Annotated in this window: 5 protein-coding genes; 1 reads left to right on the forward strand and 4 read right to left on the reverse strand. The window is 61.9% G+C overall.

Annotated elements, in window-relative coordinates; all coding sequences use genetic code 11:
* The 4 genes from IRZ12_RS15995 to IRZ12_RS16010 form a co-directional block, all read right to left on the reverse strand.
* Nucleotides 1-680, reverse strand: a 680-nt coding sequence (locus IRZ12_RS15995) for a zinc-binding dehydrogenase (RefSeq protein WP_296470545.1), incomplete at its 3' end; no start/stop codon positions are given.
* On the reverse strand, nt 626-1,117 hold the full coding sequence (locus IRZ12_RS16000) for an alcohol dehydrogenase catalytic domain-containing protein (protein ID WP_367181598.1): 492 nt from the start codon (nt 1,115-1,117) through the stop codon (nt 626-628). The genes IRZ12_RS16000 and IRZ12_RS15995, both read right to left, overlap by 55 nt.
* A 7-nt stretch (nt 1,118-1,124) precedes the next feature.
* Entirely contained in the window at nt 1,125-2,348 is a 1,224-nt protein-coding gene (locus IRZ12_RS16005; RefSeq protein WP_296470547.1) for a Rieske 2Fe-2S domain-containing protein, read from the reverse strand.
* An 86-nt stretch (nt 2,349-2,434) separates the two neighbouring features.
* On the reverse strand, nt 2,435-3,319 hold the full coding sequence (locus IRZ12_RS16010; protein WP_296470550.1) for a tripartite tricarboxylate transporter substrate binding protein: 885 nt from the start codon (nt 3,317-3,319) through the stop codon (nt 2,435-2,437).
* 270 nt (nt 3,320-3,589) lie between these two features.
* Between IRZ12_RS16010 and IRZ12_RS16015 the strand changes: the two genes are divergently transcribed.
* Nucleotides 3,590-4,160 (forward strand): LysR family transcriptional regulator (locus IRZ12_RS16015; protein ID WP_296470553.1); only part of this gene is annotated, 571 nt, incomplete at its 3' end.

The raw sequence follows: 4,160 nt of genomic DNA on the forward strand, positions 1-4,160 counted from the left end.
GTGCGCCAGGGGTCTACGCAACAATGAATCGCCGCCCGCCCCGCCTGGCCCCCCACGGTGTGCAACGCGGCGTCGACCTGGTCGAGGCCGAAAACGTGGGTGCAGAGTTTGTGCAACGGGTAGCGCCCCGACGCAATGGTCGCAAGCCCCAGCTCCACGGCCTGGTAGCTATGCCCACGCACCCCCTTCAGAGTCAGGCATTTCTTGAACAGGATATCGCTGTCGAATTTCGGCACCGGCTCACCTTTGCGCCCCCCCAGCAGGATGGTTCCATGCTTGCGAGCCAGTTGGACTGCGGCGACGATGGTGGCCGGCCCCCCGGAGGCGCAGTCGATGACCAAGTCGGCCATCAGCCCGCCAGTCAGGTCGGCGACGGTCTCTAAGAGATCTTCCTTCTCGATATCGATGGTGTGGTGGGCTCCCAGTTCGCGCGCCAACTCCAGCCTGTGGCGGTCCGCCGACAAGCCCGTCACGATGATGCAGCTCGCCCCCGCTTCGCGGGCGGCGACCACGCACGCCAACCCCTGCTGGCCAGGCCCCTGGATGAGCACCGCTTGTCCCACGGTCGCCCGGCCCTGGAAATGCGCCCATTCGAACCCATTGCCCAACGGAAGGGCCAGCGTGGCTAGCGTCGGGGAGACCGATTCCGGCACCCGGTGGAACACCGAGCTGGGATGCAAGAACTGGTACTCCCCATAGCCCCCCATAACGAAGGAGCGACCGAGATGGGCGTCGACCCATAGCGAACGCCGTTGCCCAGCAGGGAGTCGGTGGCGTCGCATAATCGAAAGTCGCCGCTGCGGCAATAATCGCAATGACCACAAGGAAGATACTCCTCCAGGGCGACGCGATCTCCCTCCTTTAATCCCCATCTGGTTGCAGCGGAGCGGCCGAGCGCCTCGATCCTCCCCACGGTTTCATGGCCCAGGATCAAGGGCCCCTTACTCCGAGGGTAGTTGACGAAGTATGGCCAATCGCTTCCGCATATTCCCGTCATCTCGACTTTCAACAGACCGCCATCGACCGGAATTTCGGGGCGTGCAAAGGCGCGCACTTCGGTTCGCAGCCCGTCGAGAGCCACGGCGGCCCGTATGGACGAAGTCATACTTGTGGACATGGCGTTCCTAGATGGATGTATGGGCACCTTCGACTACCGCGGTCACCTCCTCCACCACGTCGGCCAATGGCACTTCGGGGGGCAGGACGAAGGACGCCGAACGCACCCGATGGGTCGCGGGATCCAGGCCGGGAGGCTGCGTGCCGTCCGCCACGGCGTCTGCGGCAGCCAATAAGCGCCGGCGGGCCTTGACAATGGCGATATCCGTGCTCGCCAGGCGCTCCAAGGACCGGTCTACGATAGGCCCCATGCTCTCTTGCAGCGATGCATCTTGCATCGCGATCCCCTTCACGCCGCTGTAATAGATTCCCTTTTTCTGCGCCTCGCGGTCGATCAGATAGTCATTGCGCTTGTTGGCGACCGTCCGGTAAGTGCCTGGGATCAACTCGGCATAAATGCCTTGTCCGCTTTCCATGGCGGCGCGCTCGTCCGTGCTGAGCGGACGGGACGGGTGATGGGTCATGCTCCACACGTAGCAATTCTCATCATCCATGGGCACCCACGCATGGCCATGAAGCGCGTGGTCACCGTAGGGCGGAATCATCGTGTACCAAGGCATGATCCACTGCGTAATCCGCCAGTAACTCTTGCCGCCGTCTGCGCGCCTACGCGCACCGATCAACAACCCGCCGGCTGACTCCATGACTTCAAATTGCGGCGTAGCGTCGCGCTGATACTGGGCGCCCTGGGTGCCCTTGTGCAGGGGGTCGGTGTGCAATTCCCCGCTGTGCAGGAAGGACACATGGCTCGAATCGATGCCTCCCTCCATCGCCTGAAGGTAATTGCTCTCCTGGATCCGCTTGCACACGTAGCGGTGGGAGGCCGGCACTTGCATCCACTCGAATTCGGGAAACGGCGGCTTGAGCTCTGGCGGCCCCATGTAAGTCCACACGACCCCGCCCTGCTCGATGCACGGATAAGACAGAAGCCTTACGCTCTTCTTGAATGTGCCGCTCGCCTCTTCCGACGGAACTTCCAGGCATTCGCCCGAGGCGGAGAACTTCCAACCGTGGTAGGCGCAACGGATGCCCCCCATTTCGTTTCGGCCGAACCAAAGCGAGACGCGGCGATGGGGGCAAAACTCATCGACGAGCCCAACGCGCCCCTCCGAGTCGCGAAAGGCCAAGAGATCTTCGGAGAGGAGCTTGACGCGGACTGGCGGGCAATCGGGAGTGGGTACTTCTTCGGACAAGAAAGCGGGAATCCAATAGCGGCGGAACAGGTTGCCCATGGGCGTACCTGGTCCGGTCCGGACCAATTTTGCGTTCTGTGCTTGAGTGACCATGACGTATGTAGTGGGTGGAAAACCGTTCAATCTCAATCGGCCGACAAACCGGCTTGGGACGCGACCTGGCGCCAGGTCTGGATTTCCCGGCGAACCCAGTCGTCCAAGACTTCCGGACTGCCGCCTACGGCGGTCACGCCCATTTGTTCGAACCCTGCCTTGACGTCGGCCGTCCGAAGCAAATCGTTGATATCGCGATTGACCCGCTCGATGACTTCCCGCGAGGTGCCTGCTGGCGCATGCAGCCCGACCCAAGTTTCGAACTCCATCCGCTTCAGGCCCAGTTCGCTGAGCGTCGGCACCTGGGGAAACTGGCTCAGCCTGCGATCCGACACCGCGGCCAACATGCGCATCTTGCCGGCCTGGACCAACGATGCCGCTGTCTGCAGTACCACGAAACTGGCCTGGACTTGGCCCGAAGCCAGGTCGTTGAGCACGCCGCTGGTGGCCTTGTAGGGCACGTGCGTCATCGAAACGCCGGTTTCCTGCTGGAACAGCTCCATCGTGAGATGATGCACGCTGCCTATTCCAGGCGAGGCATAGTTGAGCTTGCCTGCCGCTTGTTTCTTCACGTGCGCGAGGAACTCGTCCACGCTATGCGCGGGAACGTCATTGCTGACGACCAAGACCAGCGGACTCTTGCCGACTAACGCAACGGGGACAAAAGCACTGGCCGGGTCATAGGGCAACTTGGAACGCACCGCGGCAAGGGTGCTGAAGGCGGTGATCGACATCAGCAACGTATAGCCATCGGCAGGCGCCTTGGCCACGGCATCGAAGCCGATCGCGCCTCCGGCACCGACTTTGTTGTCGACCACGACCGGCACCCCCCAACGCGGCGACAACTTGGAAGCCAGCAAGCGCGCCATCTGATCGCCGGTCGTCCCGGCGGAAGCGGGGCTAATGATCTTGACCATGTGGGCGGGATAGCCCGCAGCCGATGCGACTGCCGGCGATAACGCCCACCCACCGAATAGACCCACACCCAGCCAACGAATCAATCGGCCGGCACCAGGTTTACTTGTGACTCGCGCTTCCATCCCCGTCTCCCATGTTGTTTTCTTTGGGATGGACAGTAACTCGCCCTGATTTATCATCCAAGCGAGTTATTCTCATTAATTAAATAGGTTCGCCAATGAATAACGAATAACTTCTATTCCGAGCTCGGCAACCTTTCCCTCAAGCAATTGCGCGCCTTCGTCTGTGTTGCAGAGACGCATAGCTTTACGGAAGCCGCGGCCGTCCTGAACCTGTCGCAATCGGCCGTAAGCCTGCTGGTGCGAGAACTCGAGGCCGAGCTGGGGCTCAAGTTGTTCGACCGGACCACGCGTTCGGTTCAACTGACGGAGGCAGGCGAAGAGCTGCGCCCCACGGCGACCCGGGTCATCCAAGACCTCGGAAGCGCCGTCAGCGAATTCCGCGGGCTTGCCGCCCGTAGCAGGGGACGAGTGAGATTTGCGTGCTCGCCGGTCCTCGCGTCGCTCTGGCTTCCCCGCGTAATCGGGGCATTCTCGGAACGACACCCGAACGTGACCGTCGTCTTGCGCGACAGCGCGGGCGGCGAAATCGTCGATTTGGTCGCGAGCGGCGAAGCAGATCTCGCGCTCAGCGTCCCGCCGTCAGAATCACCGTTCGTTCGTGAAGAACCGTTCCTGACCGACCACCTCGCGCTCATCTACCCACGCAGCTATAGGTGGAATCGGCGCCACAAGCCTTCCTGGTCTGACGTCACGGCCCATGCGTACATCGCCTTTGGTA

Source organism: Pigmentiphaga sp. (assembly GCF_019689535.1).
Classification (GTDB): Bacteria; Pseudomonadota; Gammaproteobacteria; order Burkholderiales; family Burkholderiaceae_B; genus Pigmentiphaga.

Coding starts and splice junctions, on each gene's coding strand:
- IRZ12_RS16000 (WP_367181598.1), bottom strand. CDS start 1,117: ATGTCCACAAGTATGACTTCGTCCATACGGGCCGCCGTGGCTCTCGAC.
- IRZ12_RS16005 (WP_296470547.1), bottom strand. CDS start 2,348: ATGGGCAACCTGTTCCGCCGCTATTGGATTCCCGCTTTCTTGTCCGAA.
- IRZ12_RS16010 (WP_296470550.1), bottom strand. CDS start 3,319: ATGGTCAAGATCATTAGCCCCGCTTCCGCCGGGACGACCGGCGATCAG.